We start from the raw sequence: 13,203 nt of genomic DNA, 5'->3' as shown, positions 1-13,203 counted from the left end.
TTCATGCGGAACCGCATCAGTGCTCACTTTTTACAAATCTCTGCGTAAGTTCGCATTTTCATGGATAAAAATGATGAGATTAATCCTAAATTAGCTCAATGATACAAGCTTGAGTGAATTTTTAGCGTTGAACACTGTCCGTGTGTCGGGTTTATCTCATTTTGCGGGTGCATGATGAAACCATAAGCATTCCCCAATTCTGCTGCACGTCTTAATTTCAAACGATCCACTTCAGTTAATTCAGGTAACCACCCAAGTACTACACTGTAGTTTCCAGTCAATAATGCTTTTTCCATGGCTTCTACACTATCAATAGGATTGATTTGGCTAACCTGAACCACCTTATTGACTGGCAGACCTGATTGTTGCAACCAAAGACGACTCAGTTTCTGTTGTGGTGTGAGCCATAATAACCAACGCGATTGCAGCCCTAGTTGCTGTAACAACGGCAGTAACAACTGTGCTACTGCGGGTTGATGTTCGCTATAAACAAGTTCACTGATAAGACCATTTCCTTTGCCAGCATCTGAGGTTCTTGCAGTGTTATTCACAGCAAATGAGGTATGGCTGAAATGAGATGGGTAAAGTGATTGAGTACGCATAAGTATCCTGCCTATAGTGTCACTGTATGTATATACAGTATATCTAGTAAAACAGAAGATCAACTCAATTTTTCGTAATGCTTCGCATAATTGCGATCATCTTTAGCTCAAGAGAACTTTGTGATTGGCATGATTGGACTTAATGCGTATTTTTCTAATTGGTTGTTCACGTTACGTTTATTACATTGACGTGGAAAATGATTGAACATTTATTAACTTATTGGAGGTAGCGATGAAAGGGATATCGACGAAAAGAATCTCGCAAGCGAAATCATGCTTTGCTGCATTAGGTCACATCTCTACACGTTCGCAATTTGGCAGTTGTAGCCTATTAGCTGACGGTATTATGTTCGCTGTGATTACTGGAAATGAACTGTATTTACGTGCTACCGCAGATCTGGAACCGATCTTCCGTGAGCATGGCATGGTGAGCATGATTTATTCAAAACGTGGTGCACCGGTGGCACTGCGATATTACTGGGTGAATGAGTCTATGTGGCAAGACCGGCAAGAACTATTTGCTTTGGCTTGGCAGGCAATGAGAGCCGCTCGTAAAGAGCTTCAGGATAAAAAATGCAGCGATGAACGGTTAAGAGACCTACCCAATATCGATATAGCGATGGAGCGTTCTTTGTGGCAGGCCGGTATCAGTGGTGTTTACGATTTGCGGTTATTTGGGGCGAGACGCTCTTACTTGAAACTACTGCAACGGCAAAAACATCTTGGTTTGAAGGCATTACTGGCACTGGCGGGGGCGATTGCGGGTTATCACCAAGCGGCGCTGCCGAGTGAGTTGAGAGAGGATCTTACCGACTGGTTCGACGTACGTACCCGCTGAGCCGCCAGAAATGAGACAGCACAGCAATGGATACTGATGGTTAATTGACTCTACTTATTTGCTTATTCAACTCTGTCAGTTCTGGCAGTAGTTCTATGACTAACCCAATTTGCTGGAGTACTAACTGTTCTTTACTTTCCGGCTCTGGTGATAACTGTTGAATTCGCTCAGCCAGAGCCTCTAGAGCCTGATTAATACGGTGGCTATCTTGTTCTTCTTGATGCAGTGCACCATCGACATAACAAACAGCATCATTGAGTAGATCCAACACAGTTGAATTGCTCAAACGCCCACGATGAGCGCCTAGCGCAGAGATATAACTCAACAAGGTATGGTTTAAACACAACAGGCGAAAGGCAGTTTCCTGAATCGTTTGTTCAGTTTTAGGATCGGCAGACATATTGGAAACTACCGAAGCCAGTTCTGCATCGCAGTTGTGAGCATCACGACGCGCAATGCGATACGGTAAACCATTATCTTTGCCTTGATGGTATTGCACCAAAATGGCATCCAGATAACGACAATCCGCATTCAGGGTTTTACTGACGACTGAGGAGAGTTGGCGGAATTTCCAATCTGGCCAGATGAAGCTGACTGCCGCCCAGGCAATGGCACATCCCAGCAACGTGTCGTAAACACGTGGTGCCGCCACTTCAAATCCTTCGCCTAGCAAGTTAAAGCACAGTAATACTAACAGCGTGATAAACATGGTGGCGTGAGCATATTGCACGGTGCGAAAAGCGAAGAACAATACCCCGGCGATCACGATCAAGACGAGTTGGCCTTCCAACGACGGAACGAAGTACAGGATGGGCAAACCTACCAATATACCGGCCAATGTGCCGATAATTCGCAGAGCTAGGCGTCGCCTTGTCGCATTATAGTTGGGTTGGCAAACGAACAAACTGGTCAGCAAAATCCAGTAACCATGTTGCATACCGGTAAACTGGATAAGGGCATAACCCACGCAGAGCACGACGGACATGCGGATCGCATGACGAAATAGGGCGGATTGCGGCGTCAAATGGCGACTGATGCGCAGCCAGATATCGCTCCAGCCGGTGAGGCGATCGTCCAGCAGACTATTCTCTTCTATTTTACCACTGGCAATAGCTTGTTCTGATTCGATATTCGCCAATTGCGCATCAATAGCTCTCAGGTTCTTCAACAAATACGAGAGCGCTTTGACCAACTCGTGATTACTCGGTGTAATGTTGAGTTGTGTAAGAGCTTCTTCAATGCGCGTGAATGCGGGCTCAAAACGGTGACTATGCTGGTATTCCTGACGTAATAACACCGATTGAGAAAGCTGCCGGCAGGCTCTGGCCTGCATACTGAGTAAACGTTGGAAGCGAAATAGAATATCGCTGTGGCGGAACTGTTTACTCAATGCTTGATATTGCATGTGGGAAGAACTGGCCCGTTCGTGGATATCCTGAGCGACGAAATAATAATGTAGCGTGCGACGAGTCCCTCGTTGCCCTCGATCACCTTTCAGGCGTGTTAATAATGTCGCTTTGGTTTGATTAAGGATATTCACCAAGGTGCCGTTGGCCATTGCGACATCCATCCACGGTAAATCCGCGTTATCTTCGGCATCAGGATCAAACAGGTTGGCTTTGGCGTCTAAATAGTTCGCCAACTGCTCGTAACAGCGCGCAATATTTTCCTGTAATGGACGAATTGGGAAAATCAGATGGCCTATCAATGTCAGCAGGTTGTACCAGACAGCGCCCATCAATAGCAGCATCGGCTGTTGATACCACGCGTCATACATCGATACACCCAGCATGGTGTAAACCGCGATCAGTAAGGCACCGAAAGCGATGGTAGCGTAGCGCTGCCCTAGTGCCCCTAACAGAATAAAAGCACAGGTAGAAGTCGTCAGGCCAACAGCAAACAACCAAGGGTAGGGAAACAGTAGGACGATGGAAGCTGAAGCTACGAAGAAACACACCAGCGTAATCAATAGATTACGCAGTCTTCCAGTGAGACGATCGTCGAGATCGGCCAACGCAGCAGCGACCACCCCCAGAGTGAGGGGGATGGTCAGTTTTGGGGAATCTAACCACCAGGGCACCGCCGTTGTGCCTGCCAGCGCGATAAAAATACGCAGGTTATAAAGCCAATTACTGTTGTAGGTATAACGGCGGATAACGGGTGCTATAGAGAGCACAAAAAATTCCTCAAACGAAGAAAAGAATTAACGTTGTTGGTACTGACGGCGTGCATTCTCAGCTCTGGCTTGTTGCGCCATTTCTACCGAGACCACCCGGCGACCTACCGGCCAGAGGGCAATCGCAGCAATTTTGAAATTGGCGATGCCAACAGGAATACCAATAATGGTCATGCATTGGGCGATCCCTGCGACGATATGCGACAGGCATAGCCACCAACCAAACAGCACAAACCACAAAATATTCAACAAAGAACCTCCGGCGGAAAGCAGTGTGTTGCTTTTTTCCGGGTATAATTCGTTAACGTGGATGGCTTCGTTACCATAAGGTAGAAACGAAAGTTTGGTGATTTCCCAGCAAGAGCGGGTCAGTGGCAAGGTAATGATCAGCACCACGCTGAAGAAAGTGGCAAGCAACCAACCGAAGGTGGTGAAAAACCCGCCTAATACGAAGTTAAGTATATTCAGTACAGTACGCATAGTTGTTATTTTGCCCAGTAAGAATGAAATTCTATTCTACCCTTTTTTTAGCACTAGAGTGCGACTGCTAAACGCAGGTAAACTGGTCATTATCCGTTAGTTAATCTCAACAGGGTCATGACGCGACGATATGGAACTTAAAGCGACATCACTGGGCAAACACTTGGCCCAGCATCCTTATAACCGCGTGCGGTTGCTACATGCCGGGGTTGAGGTCAGCGGCGAAAAGCACCAATACCTGATTCCTTTCAATCAATTAGTTCAGGTTAGGTGCAAGCGTGGCATTGTCTGGGGAGAGCTGGAGTTTGAGCTACCCGAAGATAAAGTTGTGCGTTTGCATGGCACTGAATGGCAAGAGACTCAGCGCTTCTACCATTATCTGTTGCAGTCTTGGCAGCCGTGGAGCGCGGAGATGAGTGAAATCAGCGCCGATGTGTTGCATCAACAAATAGAGCATATCCAACGGGTTGAACAGGCTGATAAATGGTTCAAGCGCTCAGAGCTGGGTAAATTACAGCAACAAATTGCCCAAGCATTTAGTGCATTACCGATGCCGGTCGAGCGATTAGACGAGTTCGATAACTGTCGGGATGACTACCAGCGTTGTTTACAATGGTTGCAGCAAGGCCAACGTAGTGTGGCGAAACGCAATCAACAATGGACGGAGCGGATGCTGGAAACGCATCAAGACTTCTTCCAAACTATCGAAACTTCCCCGCTGAACGATTCCCAATGCCGCGCCGTGGTCAATGGTGAAGATTCAGTGTTGGTACTGGCTGGGGCGGGCAGTGGTAAAACGTCGGTGCTGGTGGCTCGCGCGGGTTGGCTATTGCGCCGTCAAGAAGCCGAACCGGGGCAGATTTTGCTTCTGGCGTTTGGCCGACAGGCGGCGAAAGAGATGAATGACCGTATCAAAGAACGTTTGGGCGAAAGCGAAGTTCAGGCGAAAACCTTCCACGCGCTGGCATTACAGATAATTCAGCAAGGTAGTCGCAAAGCCCCGATGATCAGCAAGCTGGAGACCGACAGTAAGGCGTGCCGGGCTTTGTTGATCAAACATTGGCAGCAGAACTGTGCGGAAAAAAAAGCACAGGCCAAAGGTTGGCGACAATGGTTGACTGAAGAATTGGAGTGGGAAGTTCCCGAAGGGGATTTCTGGCAAGATAAACGCTTGGCAGAACGCTTAGCTGGGCGCTTGGAACGCTGGTTGGGGCTGATGCGCGCCCATGGTGGCAGCCAAGCGGAAATGATTGAACAAGCGGATGAAGAAATTCGCGATCTGTTTTCGAAACGCATTCGTTTGATGGCACCTTTGCTAAAAGCATGGAAAACGGCACTGAAAGATGAAGGTGCGGTGGACTTTTCCGGCTTAATCCATCAGGCGGTGAACATTTTAGATAAAGGGCGCTTTGTCAGCCCATGGAAGCATATTCTGGTTGATGAATTCCAAGATATCTCTCCGCAGCGAGCCATGCTGTTGGCTGCACTGCGCAAACAGAACAAACAAACCTGTCTGTTTGCCGTTGGGGATGATTGGCAGGCGATTTATCGCTTTAGTGGCGCAGAGCTGACTTTAACGACGGCTTTTAATGAGAACTTTGGTGAAGGTGCGCAATGTGCCCTTGATACCACTTATCGCTTTAACGATCGCATTGGTGAAATCGCTAACCGTTTTGTGCAGCAGAATCCTCATCAGCTGAAAAAACCACTGAACAGCCTCAGCAAAGGCAATAAAAAATCGGTGATGTTATTGCCGCAGGAACAGTTGGAAAACTTGCTGGATAAGTTGAGTGGTTATGCCAAGCCGGATGAACGGATCTTGGTTTTGGCGCGTTATCATCATCTGAAACCAGAAGCATTGCAGAAAGCGGCGACTCGCTGGCCAAAACTCAATATTGAGTTTATGACGATCCATGCCAGCAAAGGGCAACAGGCCGAATATGTGATTATCGCTGGGTTGCATGAAGGCCACGATGGTTTCCCGGCGATGGCGCGTGAATCGGTGCTAGAAGATGTTTTACTGCCGCAGCCAGAAGATTTTCCTGATGCGGAAGAGAGGCGCTTATTGTACGTGGCTTTGACCCGCGCCAAACACCAAGTGTGGTTATTGCAAGACAGTGAACGTCCTTCGGTGTTTGTCGAACAACTGCAAGATATTGGGGTTCCTACGCAGAGAAAACCATAAAAACGGCCTAGAGATTGCTCTAGGCCACTGAAATTATTTCAGGCGCTCTTGCAGATAGCGTTGGTAATCTGGAATGGCGATCTCGACTTCATTTTTAAATAACGAAGAATCAATCAAAAAATCGGCCGTTGAGCGGTTGGTGGCGACGGGAATGTTCCATACGGTTGCCAAACGCAGTAAGGCTTTGACATCAGGATCGTGTGGAACGGCATTCAGTGGGTCCCAGAAGAAAATCAGCATGTCGATTTTACCTTCTGCAATTAATGCCCCGATTTGCTGATCGCCGCCCATTGGGCCACTTAGCATACTTTTCACCGGGATACCGCTGGCTTGCTGGATCAGATTGCCGGTCGTTCCCGTCGCGTATAGCTGATGTTGCGCCAACTGTGGTTTATTGTCCTCAACCCACTTGAGTAATGCCTGCTTGCAGTGGTCGTGTGCAACCAAAGCAATATGTTTGCTAGCGGCAATCGTGCGGGTGGTTTGTTCCATTTCGGTGTCCTTCGCTAAAAAATGATAGGCGACAGATTACTTAAACTCGTTTTTGCTGCCTAGCGTTTACACCGGAAAATGCGAGTGAAGCGCGCCTTTTGCTACAAAGGCGTGCCAAGAATTAATTTGAACGTTGGTTAGCCCAGCTTAAAAAACGTTTCTGCGTCGTTTTATCCGCCTGTTGGAACCAATATTGCAGCATTTGTTCTGCAACATTTTCACCTTTCAGCGTCACTGATTTTTGGGGAACGCTGCTGGTTGCTGGCGGTGCTATCGGCAGGTTGCTATGAGGTTGGGCAAAGGCAGGAACAGAGGCTGGATGATTTTGCCCGTTATAATCTGTCATCGCTTTTTCTAAATCCGCCCCGACTGATATGCCGTTGAGGCTGAGAGTATCATGCTTGGTGATTATTTTTTTACCTTGATTATCAATGATCTGGTAATTAAGGTTGTCGTCAAATCGTTGGCTATCACGTTCATTATCAATACGCGGCAGTTCGATAGATACTGAGTTGATGTTTTGGCTATTAAACGCCACGATCAAGGGGGCTGAGGTATAAAGTGCTTGATCCCGAGAGCCTGATTTGACGGTTTTTGCCACTTTGAATAACAACTGGTGTTGCCCACCATTCAGTTCTAGGCTATCAGCGCCTTTGAGTAGTGAGCCTGTCATTTGCTTTCCGTCGACCACTAATAGATCAATATCAGGAGAAAGCTTCAAGGTCGTTGCCATAGCAGGCGTCAATAGCCCGACACCTAACAGCCCTGCAATCATCAGACCAAATTTCATCGTTATCTCCTTATAAGTTCGTTATCTGTTGAGTGCTGCCCTGGATGGTGTGTCAAAGGTTTCTGACTGGCAGGCTCGTAATGTTACATTTATACATAATAACTTAGATTTTGAAATAATTTTGAGTAAATTTCAGAAAGTAGCAATGTGTGTCAGTCTTTAGAAAACGGCGCAAGCATGTTAGCTGATGATGCATTACACTGATATCAGGGTATAATTCCCTGAACTTTCAGGAGTGGAAGATGCAAGACAGTGAAATTATCGAAGTATTACAACAAACTAAAACTATCGCTTTAGTCGGTGCCAGCGACAAATCTGACCGTGCGAGTTATCGAGTCATGGCTTACTTATTGGAGCAAGGGTATCAAGTGATACCGGTGAGCCCAAAGGTGGCCGGGAAGACCCTTTTAGGCCAACAAGGTTATGCCACATTAGCTGATATTCCACAGCAGGTAGATATGGTCGATGTGTTCCGTAATGCTGAAGCGGCTTACGAAGTGGCGCAAGAAGCCATCGCGATAAAAGCTAAAGTCTTGTGGTTACAACTTGGAGTGATCAACGAGCGGGCCGCCGTATTGGCGAAAGGTGCTGGGCTGAAGGTGATTATGGATCGCTGCCCGGCAATTGAAATCCCACGTTTGGGATTGGAAAAATAAAAAAGTAAGGGCCTAGCCGAAGCTAAGCCCTTGTTGGTTTCTCAGGTTTTGACGCTTAGTTTCGCAGCCGTGGTGCCTGTAGTTGGTTGCGAATAGATTCCGCTAATTCGTCCAGTGAGGGTTGTTCAGGGTGTGCGTCTTGTTCCTCACCGGCCAATTGGGCTTCGGCCAGATAAGTATGAACTGGCTGCCCTTCATCGTCTTCCATCACCACGTGATACCAAGGGGCAAAGCGCAGTTCCTCGTTTGCCGCTATCTCGTCAGCTTTAGGCTGCTCCAAAGAGTATTCAGGGTCGATATCAATCACGACGCCCAAATACCCTAGCAGTTTATGACGAACTTGTTGTCCGATACCGAATTTGCTGGCAATCATATGACCTCCTGAGAAACAGTGCCTTGCTCTTGATAATGGGGGCAAAACAACCTATTTCAAGTCATTCTCTTATCATTCAGACTGCGCGTTTACATCACTCGGCAGGCGAATCCTTTCAAATACAACCCTTCAGGGTAAGTGGCAATCACCGGGTGATCGGCGGCTTGTCGGTACTGCTCTATAAATTGTACATCACATCCAGCATCGACAGCGGCATCCGCCAAAATTTTCTGGAACAACTCAGTCGGCATCAAACCAGAACAGGAGAAACTCAGCAAAATACCGCCGGGGTTCAACAGTTGCAGCGCTAACATATTGATGTCTTTATAACCGCGGCAAGCACTCGCTAACTGATTTTTATTTTCGACAAACTTTGGCGGATCCATGACGATCAGGTCGAATTTCTCACCTTGAGTGCGATAGTGACGTAGCAGCTGGAATACGTCGTCACGGACGAATTCGGCCTTACTCAGATCCAGCTTATTCAATTCAACGTTTTGTTTAGCGATATCCAGAGCTGCTTGGGAAGTATCAACGCTGATCACCTGCGAACAACCGCCCATCAGAGCGGCAACGGCAAAGGCACCAGTGTAAGAGAAGCAGTTCAGCACGCGACGATCTTTGGCGTAATTACGTGCAGCTAAACGGCTATCACGTTGATCAAGATAGAAGCCAGTTTTGTGACCTTGCTGGATATCGACCAACAATTGCATACCATGCTCAGTAATAGGAAGCAGAGCAGGTGGCAGCTCGCCCAACACAGCCCCTTGAGCTAATGGCAGACCTTCTTTCTTACGCACGCTAACGTCGGAACGATCGTAAATAGAACATTCTGGATAGCAGTGCTGTAAAGCAGAAAGCAACGCGGCACGCTGATATTCAGCCCCAGCGGAAAGTAATTGCAGCACCAAAAAGTTTTGGAAGCGATCGATGGTGACACCCGGCATACCATCGGATTCGCCAGCAATTAAGCGATAACCGTTCAACCCATCACGCTTCGCCAACCAATCACGCCAGTTCTGCGCTTGCTGCAAACGACGGATGAAGAAATCAATGTCGATCGCTTCGTCTTTTTGGAAGCTCCAAACACGCGCGCGAATTTGTGATTCTGGAGAATAAGCACCACGTGCCAGCCACTTTCCTTGACCATCGTAAATTTCGACGGTTTCGCCAGAAAGCGCAGTACCTTCAACACGTTGAATAGCACCAGAGAACACCCAAGGGTGACGACGGAGTAAGGACTTTTCACGTCCTTTGGCAAGATAAAGGCGTACGGTCATAATTAAGAATGCTGCCAGATAGATAAAAAGAGCGACATCACGTGCCTGTTGGCGCAAAAATGTCAGGAGCAAAAACCTAGGAGCGGATTATGACACAAGTTTGTATTGTCGCGTATGTCTATGGAATCGTGCAGGGGGTGGGTTTTCGCTATCACACGCAAACTCAGGCGACAGCATTAGGCCTGACAGGATATGCACGAAATTTAGATGACGGTAGTGTGGAGGTGTTGGTTTGTGGGGAACAGCAGCAGGTTGATAAATTGGTGGATTGGTTGAAAGCAGGGGGCCCCCGCAGCGCCCGAGTTGATCGGGTGTTAATCGAGCCACGGGGAGTCACGGAACACCAAGGTTTTGGTATCCGTTACTAGCACCTCAGATACATTTCACCGGTTTAGGCAATCCGGCGATCTTGGTCGCTTGTTTGGCTGGCCCTTTGGGGAACAGGCGATACAGGTAGCGGCTATTGCCTTTCTCTTCACCGTATTTTTGTGCCATGGCTTTTACCAACATGCGAATGGCCGGTGAGGTATTGAATTCTAGATAAAAATCCCGCACAAAACGCACGACTTCCCAATGGGCCTCAGTCAACGCGATCTCTTCTTGTGCAGCCAGAATGGGAGCCAATTCTTCTCGCCAATCGGCGCTGTTTTTCAAATAACCCTGCGCATCGGTTTCAATAACCTGACCATCAAACTCCAACATACAGCCTCGGTAACAAATAATTCAAAACGATGGGCAGTTTAACAAACTTTTTCGCTAGCCAAAAATAAAGCCCCGCCGAAGCGAGGCTTAGAACTTTCTAGCCGTTAAATCAGTTGCTGCGAGCGAAGCCCAGAATACTTAACAGGCTGATAAACATGTTGTACAACGAGACGTACAGGCTAACGGTCGCACGAATATAGTTAGTTTCGCCGCCGTGGATAATGTTACTGGTTTCCCACAAGATTGCCCCGGCAGAGAACAGAATGAACAGCGCGCTGATTGCCAGATGCAGAGCAGGGATTTGCAGGAACAGGTTGGCGATAACCGCCACCAACAGCACCACGAAACCCGCCATCATCATACCAGACAGGAACGACATGTCCTTGCGGGTGGTCAGCACGTAGGCTGAACAGCAGAAGAACACTACCGCCGTACCGCCCAACGCCAGCATGATCAAATCACCCGCGCCAGCATTCAGGAACGAACTGAGGATTGGCCCCAGGGTGTAACCCATAAAACCAGTCAGGGCGAATGCGGCCAAAATACCCATAGGGCTGTTAGCCAGTTTGTGGGTTAGGAACATTAAACCGTAGAAGCCAACCAGCATCAGGATTAAACCGGGCGCAGGCAGCCCCAACATGGTGCTGGCGGTGGCCGTCAGGGCAGAGAAGCCCAACGTTAACGACAGCAGGAAATAGGTATTACGTAGAACCTTATGCGTACTCAGTAGTGAGTCGCGTGAGGAGGATGAGACGACAATGCGGTCCATAATGATCTCTCTTATCAAGTCATCACAAAATTAGTCACGATGATAGGCAGGGCAAGCGGTTGATTAAAGTTTGTTTACCAATCTTTACTGTCAGTTATCACTATGGCAACAAAACCCGGCCGGATGATGGATTCTTCAACAATCAGTTCGTGTATGATGATTTTTCGCGCGGTTGAAAGGTTTCAGGCTTTACAAGCGGATCGGCTATGTTTATAGTTCGCACCGTTGTGGAGAGATGGCCGAGTGGTTTAAGGCAACGGTCTTGAAAACCGTCGAGTGTAACAGCTCCCAGAGTTCGAATCTCTGTCTCTCCGCCACCTATTTTAACCCCGAGCTTGTCATGAGCTCGGGGTTTTTACTTTCTAGTACACCATCTAACTTTCGGTTAGTCAGTACAGTAAAATATAGGCAAGATACCGTTACTGAATACGTATCCCGCAGAACCGACCTTTGAAACCCGCACATTGATCGTACCACCAGGCTCCAATATATAATCAGGAAATATTTTCTTTATCAGTGATAAATCAACGGTATTACCTGGCAGATCAAGCGCTTTTTGGTTAACAATCTGGTAGCTGTCATTGTTACGAGAGGTGGTAAACTGCGAAACGCGTCTGACTCTTTTTATCTCCCCCTCAGCGGTACTAATTTCCCCATCTTGGAAAATCTCACCCTTGCTTCCGGTGAAGGTAATATAAAGTTTGGTTTTTATCATGGCATCGCCACTTCTACCAATGTAATCACCCCCACAAGAAAAGTGCGTATCGCGATACTGGGTGACGATCAAAAAAGAAAGATAAAACGTCAATAAAAGACTCGCGAGTACCAGAGCCAGGGTAAGTTTCTTATTCACAATATTCATCTTGTTAAATTCGTGTATGTAACGCACCGTGGTGAGGCGCCACCCAAAAGAAGCTTATCGCATGCCAGCATGGTTGAAGCGGAGCTAAATTGATAAGAGGTGATATACCTGTAGGGTAGGTTCTTGCAGCTTTGTGTTTTCTCTATGTCTAAATAATAGGCGGCAATATCGTCTTTACTCAGTTCGGCATTGCTGTAATAGCTGCACCCTTGCATTGTCAGTTGCAAACGATACTTTTCAAAATAGGGGGCAGATAATGGGCTGAATCCTATTTTATTGCCAATGAACACAATAGCGACAAGCAACGCGCTGATATAAATAGTCAGCCAGCGGTTGATGTTTTGTTTTTTAACGTCTGTCTTGTTAATCGGCTTACTGTCTGGGGCTGTTATCTCGGGTGTTGCTACTGTTTTTTGTAATGGGGCAATAGGTTCAACAGTCGTGACTGCTGGTGGTTCTGTTTCAACCATTTCCTCTATCAGTAACGTTTCATTGAGCTGGAACCCTTGCTTTGGAATGGTGATCACCGCGGAGTTCAAGCTATTGTCCAGCGTACGCAGGCCTTTGCGAAGCAAGGCCATATTTTGATAGAGCGTATTAACAGAAACCTGCGGTCCTCCTTCCCCCCAGACATAACGATAAAAGTCTTGTTGCATGACGACTTGTGGCCGACGTTCCAGTAATAGCTCCAGGCAGCGGCTTGCTGGTGTGTTCAATGTCTGTGTATAGCGCCCCTCATCCCGCATAACCAACTGATGTACATCAGGCCAAAATTCAATCGTGTTGTTCAGAAGGTAATACTGGCGCATGAGAGAACACTCTAAAAGTCAAGAAACCAATGCCAGTCGGCATGATGGTAAGGCTGCCGGTACGTCACGGTATGAGATTGGATTATAACGTAATAACGATATCTCAGCCACTTTCACCGATACAATGTGTGGCTGGCTGTAGGGCGAACATGTGCCCCTTTGATACGGCAGTGTTTCGGATGTTCTGCT

General features: G+C 47.5%; 15 protein-coding genes and 1 tRNA gene. 5 read left to right on the top strand and 11 right to left on the bottom strand.

Translation table 11 applies throughout. The features are described from left to right. Positions 1 to 95: 95 nt before the first annotated feature. Entirely contained in the window at positions 96 to 602 is a 507-nt protein-coding gene (sulA, locus tag AC3ISQ_RS13480) for an SOS-induced cell division inhibitor SulA (RefSeq protein WP_489347234.1), read from the bottom strand. Between the two features lie 232 nt (positions 603 to 834). Here sulA and AC3ISQ_RS13475 point away from each other — a divergent pair, with 232 nt between their 5' ends. Further along, positions 835 to 1,440 carry a TfoX/Sxy family protein gene (locus AC3ISQ_RS13475; protein ID WP_489347232.1) on the top strand — a complete coding sequence of 202 codons (606 nt, stop codon included), beginning with the start codon at positions 835 to 837 and terminating at the stop codon, positions 1,438 to 1,440. 40 nt (positions 1,441 to 1,480) lie between these two features. On the opposite strand, the gene yccS is transcribed toward AC3ISQ_RS13475, so the two are convergent. Together yccS and AC3ISQ_RS13465 are read right to left on the bottom strand one after the other, a co-directional pair. Then, positions 1,481 to 3,616, bottom strand: coding sequence for a YccS family putative transporter (gene yccS, locus AC3ISQ_RS13470; RefSeq protein WP_489347231.1), 2,136 nt, complete (start codon positions 3,614 to 3,616; stop codon positions 1,481 to 1,483). 27 nt (positions 3,617 to 3,643) lie between these two features. Continuing rightward, entirely contained in the window at positions 3,644 to 4,096 is a 453-nt protein-coding gene (locus tag AC3ISQ_RS13465) for a YccF domain-containing protein (RefSeq protein WP_489347229.1), read from the bottom strand. A 130-nt stretch (positions 4,097 to 4,226) separates the two neighbouring features. Here AC3ISQ_RS13465 and helD point away from each other — a divergent pair, with 130 nt between their 5' ends. Further along, a complete protein-coding gene (gene helD / locus AC3ISQ_RS13460) occupies positions 4,227 to 6,281 on the top strand; it encodes a DNA helicase IV (RefSeq protein ID WP_489347227.1) in 2,055 nt (684 codons plus the stop codon). A 33-nt stretch (positions 6,282 to 6,314) separates the two neighbouring features. Here the strand turns inward: helD and AC3ISQ_RS13455 are convergent, their stop codons facing one another. Together AC3ISQ_RS13455 and AC3ISQ_RS13450 are read right to left on the bottom strand one after the other, a co-directional pair. Further along, positions 6,315 to 6,773 carry a methylglyoxal synthase gene (locus AC3ISQ_RS13455; protein WP_489347225.1) on the bottom strand — a complete coding sequence of 153 codons (459 nt, stop codon included), beginning with the start codon at positions 6,771 to 6,773 and terminating at the stop codon, positions 6,315 to 6,317. 121 nt (positions 6,774 to 6,894) lie between these two features. Beyond that, positions 6,895 to 7,563, bottom strand: a complete 669-nt coding sequence (locus tag AC3ISQ_RS13450; protein WP_489347224.1) for a DUF2057 family protein — start codon at positions 7,561 to 7,563, stop codon at positions 6,895 to 6,897. A 242-nt stretch (positions 7,564 to 7,805) separates the two neighbouring features. Here AC3ISQ_RS13450 and AC3ISQ_RS13445 point away from each other — a divergent pair, with 242 nt between their 5' ends. Then, positions 7,806 to 8,219 carry a CoA-binding protein gene (locus AC3ISQ_RS13445; RefSeq protein ID WP_489347222.1) on the top strand — a complete coding sequence of 138 codons (414 nt, stop codon included), beginning with the start codon at positions 7,806 to 7,808 and terminating at the stop codon, positions 8,217 to 8,219. Between the two features lie 55 nt (positions 8,220 to 8,274). Here AC3ISQ_RS13445 and hspQ read toward each other — a convergent pair whose 3' ends face one another. Next, on the bottom strand, positions 8,275 to 8,592 hold the full coding sequence (hspQ, locus tag AC3ISQ_RS13440) for a heat shock protein HspQ (protein WP_489347221.1): 318 nt from the start codon (positions 8,590 to 8,592) through the stop codon (positions 8,275 to 8,277). An 89-nt stretch (positions 8,593 to 8,681) separates the two neighbouring features. Then, positions 8,682 to 9,872: a 23S rRNA (cytosine(1962)-C(5))-methyltransferase RlmI gene (gene rlmI / locus AC3ISQ_RS13435; RefSeq protein ID WP_489347219.1), complete on the bottom strand. Its 1,191-nt coding sequence runs from the start codon at positions 9,870 to 9,872 to the stop codon at positions 8,682 to 8,684. 89 nt (positions 9,873 to 9,961) lie between these two features. Between rlmI and yccX the strand changes: the two genes are divergently transcribed. Further along, the gene (gene yccX / locus AC3ISQ_RS13430; RefSeq protein WP_489347217.1) at positions 9,962 to 10,240 is read left to right on the top strand and encodes an acylphosphatase; all 279 of its coding nucleotides are present in this window, start codon (positions 9,962 to 9,964) and stop codon (positions 10,238 to 10,240) included. A gap of 4 nt (positions 10,241 to 10,244) precedes the next feature. On the opposite strand, the gene tusE is transcribed toward yccX, so the two are convergent. Together tusE and yccA are read right to left on the bottom strand one after the other, a co-directional pair. Then, a complete protein-coding gene (gene tusE / locus AC3ISQ_RS13425) occupies positions 10,245 to 10,574 on the bottom strand; it encodes a sulfurtransferase TusE (RefSeq protein ID WP_489347215.1) in 330 nt (109 codons plus the stop codon). A 109-nt stretch (positions 10,575 to 10,683) separates the two neighbouring features. After that, positions 10,684 to 11,343: an FtsH protease modulator YccA gene (yccA, locus tag AC3ISQ_RS13420; protein WP_489347214.1), complete on the bottom strand. Its 660-nt coding sequence runs from the start codon at positions 11,341 to 11,343 to the stop codon at positions 10,684 to 10,686. A gap of 229 nt (positions 11,344 to 11,572) precedes the next feature. Here yccA and AC3ISQ_RS13415 point away from each other — a divergent pair. Beyond that, a tRNA-Ser gene (locus AC3ISQ_RS13415) sits at positions 11,573 to 11,660 on the top strand. Between the two features lie 68 nt (positions 11,661 to 11,728). Here the strand turns inward: AC3ISQ_RS13415 and AC3ISQ_RS13410 are convergent. Further along, on the bottom strand, positions 11,729 to 12,196 hold the full coding sequence (locus AC3ISQ_RS13410; protein WP_489347212.1) for a hypothetical protein: 468 nt from the start codon (positions 12,194 to 12,196) through the stop codon (positions 11,729 to 11,731). Between the two features lie 5 nt (positions 12,197 to 12,201). Beyond that, positions 12,202 to 13,014, bottom strand: a complete 813-nt coding sequence (locus tag AC3ISQ_RS13405; RefSeq protein WP_489347210.1) for a winged helix-turn-helix domain-containing protein — start codon at positions 13,012 to 13,014, stop codon at positions 12,202 to 12,204. Positions 13,015 to 13,203: the final 189 nt, after the last annotated feature.

The organism is Serratia sp. KH_031, assembly GCF_057839655.1.
This window is presented reverse-complemented; position numbering and strand designations above follow the sequence as displayed.

Coding starts and splice junctions, on each gene's coding strand:
- sulA (WP_489347234.1), bottom strand. CDS start 602: ATGCGTACTCAATCACTTTACCCATCTCATTTCAGCCATACCTCATTT.
- AC3ISQ_RS13475 (WP_489347232.1), top strand. CDS start 835: ATGAAAGGGATATCGACGAAAAGAATCTCGCAAGCGAAATCATGCTTT.
- AC3ISQ_RS13465 (WP_489347229.1), bottom strand. CDS start 4,096: ATGCGTACTGTACTGAATATACTTAACTTCGTATTAGGCGGGTTTTTC.
- helD (WP_489347227.1), top strand. CDS start 4,227: ATGGAACTTAAAGCGACATCACTGGGCAAACACTTGGCCCAGCATCCT.
- AC3ISQ_RS13455 (WP_489347225.1), bottom strand. CDS start 6,773: ATGGAACAAACCACCCGCACGATTGCCGCTAGCAAACATATTGCTTTG.
- AC3ISQ_RS13450 (WP_489347224.1), bottom strand. CDS start 7,563: ATGAAATTTGGTCTGATGATTGCAGGGCTGTTAGGTGTCGGGCTATTG.
- AC3ISQ_RS13445 (WP_489347222.1), top strand. CDS start 7,806: ATGCAAGACAGTGAAATTATCGAAGTATTACAACAAACTAAAACTATC.
- hspQ (WP_489347221.1), bottom strand. CDS start 8,592: ATGATTGCCAGCAAATTCGGTATCGGACAACAAGTTCGTCATAAACTG.
- rlmI (WP_489347219.1), bottom strand. CDS start 9,872: ATGACCGTACGCCTTTATCTTGCCAAAGGACGTGAAAAGTCCTTACTC.
- yccX (WP_489347217.1), top strand. CDS start 9,962: ATGACACAAGTTTGTATTGTCGCGTATGTCTATGGAATCGTGCAGGGG.
- tusE (WP_489347215.1), bottom strand. CDS start 10,574: ATGTTGGAGTTTGATGGTCAGGTTATTGAAACCGATGCGCAGGGTTAT.
- yccA (WP_489347214.1), bottom strand. CDS start 11,343: ATGGACCGCATTGTCGTCTCATCCTCCTCACGCGACTCACTACTGAGT.
- AC3ISQ_RS13405 (WP_489347210.1), bottom strand. CDS start 13,014: ATGCGCCAGTATTACCTTCTGAACAACACGATTGAATTTTGGCCTGAT.